This window comes from Nitratidesulfovibrio liaohensis, from assembly GCF_011682075.1.
In the GTDB taxonomy this organism is placed as follows: domain Bacteria; phylum Desulfobacterota; class Desulfovibrionia; order Desulfovibrionales; family Desulfovibrionaceae; genus Cupidesulfovibrio; species Cupidesulfovibrio liaohensis.
Genome location: NZ_VSMK01000344.1, coordinates 1 through 2,976 on the forward strand (window position 1 = coordinate 1; position 2,976 = coordinate 2,976).

Annotated in this window: 2 protein-coding genes; both read right to left on the minus strand. The window is 69.7% G+C overall.

The window, feature by feature from the left end:
- Positions 1 to 868, minus strand: an 868-nt coding sequence (locus tag FVW27_RS11920) for an alpha/beta hydrolase family protein (protein ID WP_243838393.1), incomplete at its 3' end; no start/stop codon positions are given.
- Positions 869 to 1,070: 202 nt separating this feature from the next.
- Entirely contained in the window at positions 1,071 to 2,189 is a 1,119-nt protein-coding gene (locus FVW27_RS11925) for a hypothetical protein (protein WP_167125424.1), read from the minus strand.
- Between the last annotated feature and the right edge of the window lie 787 nt (positions 2,190 to 2,976).

Below are 2,976 nucleotides of genomic sequence, written 5' to 3' on the forward strand. Positions count from 1 at the left end.
GTGAGCCCGATGCGCCCTGTGTGGCATGCGAGCCCGTCGGGGCCGTGGGCAGGTCCACGTCGGTGGCGCCGGGCTGCAGCGGGCGCAGGGTGTCCGGCAGGCGTGCCAGTCGTTCGGAGGCCCACTTGGTGCAGTAGGGGTCGCCGGGAGTGGTGCGCTCGCAGTAGCTCGCATAACGGGTGCCGTCGGGGCGGGCGCCCGCCAGCAGCAGGGCGGTGGCCCCGCCGGTGCCGAAGCCGATGACTCCGATGCGGGCGGGATCGATCATGGGGGCGGTTTCCGGGGTGCGCAGCAGTCTGCTGATGGTGGTGCTGACGTGCCGGGGGCGGGCCGTGAGCTGTTCGGGCAGGAACAGCGAGGAGGTGTCGTTGCTGTTGTCACCGGGATGGGTGGGCGCGGCCACCACGAAGCCCGCGCGGGCCAGAGCTTCCGCCGTGTCGTGATGGGCCAGGCGTGAACCGGCGGTGCAGTGCGAGATGACCAGCAACGGGAAGCGACCGGGCACTTCCTTGCCGCCGCGCGCCACATCCAGCGTCCAGTCACCGAGGTGGATTTCGGAAGGGGCGCGGACGGAGGGGTACCATACGGCCACGTCGAGCCGTTCGCCGGTTTCGGGAATCCAGATGCCCATGGTGCGGAAGCCGGGCTGGTACGAGGCTGGCTCGTCCGCGCGGGCTTCTTTCACCGTGGGCAGAAAGGTGGCAAGGGGGCCTGCCGGAAGGTCTGGCCTGTCTTGTTGTATGCCCACGGGCAACAGCAGGGCGGCTGCCAGCGATGCGGCCAACAAGGGGCGCGCCAGGCGCCGGGCGGTGCCGGGCGCGTCGAGACGGGCGTGGATCGGGGTACGGGGCGCGTGGCCGCGCGGCATGGGAAACCTCCGGTATGTCCACGTGCGAGATACCGCATGCGCCCCCACCCGGCAAGGCCCCATGCGCCCCCATGCGCCCCCATGCGCCCTGATGCGACTTGATGCGACTTGATGCGACCGGACGTGACCAGACGCGGCCAGACGCGACCAGATGCAGTCGGCCACGGTCGGACACGGTCGGCAGGGCCGGACGCGCGAACCTTCAGCGCACCCTGCCCCAGTAGGAGAGGTGCGGCGCGCATTGCAGCAGCGGTTCGATGGGCACCTCCACGGCGGGGGGCGGATCAGCCGGTGTCCTGCGGGCGTCCACGGGGAAATTGCCCGGCACGGTGGAAGAGCCGCCGACGGAGGCATTCTGCCAGCAGCACGAGCCGGACAGCAGCATGAGGCCTCGAGGGGTGAGCCAGAAGGTGACCGGGGTTTCGGTGTTGCCCAGGCCTGTTTCGGACCATGCAGATCCGGCAGGGTGGGGCATGCCCGGCTGCATGGTGGGCAATCGCCCGTCGCGCGTGGCTGCCCCCTGGGCGGTGGTGCCGACGGTCCGGGCAGGGGCGGCAAGCGCTTCATTGCCGCTACGGCGTTGCCCGCCAGACGCGCCAGACGCGCCAGACGCGCCAGATGCGCCAGATGCGCCAGATGCAGCGGAAGGCGCACCGGATGGACCGCTCCCGTCGTTCATCCCGCTGTACGGGCCGCCGCCGTTTCGCCGTCGCAGATGGGCGGCCAGCACGGCATCGGCGCAGTCGTCGTCGCCGAACAGGTCGTCGAGTTCGATGCGCCGCCCCGCCGTCAGGTCGTAGCTCACGGCCAGCAGATCATGGCTGACGGCAGCGCCGTCCCGCCCCCACAGGCCGGTCTGCACCTCGAAGATCACCGAAACGGCGTTGTCCGACGGTCGGGAAATGCTGTGGGTGGCGGTCAGCCAATCGCGGCGGGTCGGGGCGTAGACGTCCGCGTCCGCCTGCGGGGTACCCCGCGCTGCGGCGTCGGGCGTGACGCCTTGAGACGGTTCGGCCCTGCCAGACCAGTCAGGTCTGCCTGGCAGATCTGCCCTGTCGCTTTGACCGGGGCGGGGACCGGCGGCGGACTGCGGGGGCAGCCCATGCCCGGCCACGCGGCGGAAGGCATCGGTAAGTTTCCAGACAATGCGCGCAATGTCGGCATCCACGGCGGGGTGGTGCAGCACGGGATAGCTTATGGAAACGTCGTAGTGCTCGCCCACCTGTTCGTAGCGCGTCCCGGCTCCCGTGGCCGGGGCGGAAGACGCAGGCAGGACGAGAACGGCGAAAAGCGCGGCCAGAACCGCGTGACGGATGGGCATTCCAGCCTCTGAGGTGCGCGAATGTCTACGGAAAATGCATACAGTTAATAAAGTCTGCACGTGGGGCCAAGGCGGGAAAGCCCCCCTACTTGGATACGGCACCCCTCACGATGCGTGTGTGCCTGCGGATTCGGTCAGCATGACGGCGGCGTTCGCATGTGCCCGATTCCGTACGTGCCTCGGCTTGCGCATGCTCCGGCCTCGGCGTGCCCCGGTCACAGCGTGCCCTGATTGCCGGATTGCCCGGAACTGTGCGTGCCCGGCCATGCACACGTATCGGTAAGGTTGTGATTCTTCTTAACCCGCAGGCCGCATTCGCCCCACATGTTCAGCCTTGCGTTCCCGCGTGGTCGTGCCCACCCGGTGACGCGCGGTGATGCCTCGCCCCCATGTTCCGCCCGCCTTCGTCGCCTTGCCCCGTTTGCCGTAATCCCTCCGTTCATGCCCGCCCGACTCCGGTTTTTTCCGTTTCGGGCGGGCTGGGCTTTTTTTGCGTCATGCGCGCGCATGCCTCGTACACCCCTGCGCCCCCCTTCCAACCCCCTTCCGGTCGCATCCGCCCGAAAAGCGGGGTGTACCACCGGTTCACGCGGCGCGGCCGTGGTGGCCGGGTGGTCCGGCCCCGCGAGACGTCCGCGCACCCCAGCAAGGAGGCAATGCCATGGGTGGTGGCGGCAAATCGTACAAGGCCCCGGAACCCCCGGCTCCCCCCGCTCCCCCCGCCGCCGACGAGGTGGCCGAGCAGGAGGCCAAGGCTGTTGAGGACGCGCGCGAGGATGCCCGCCGC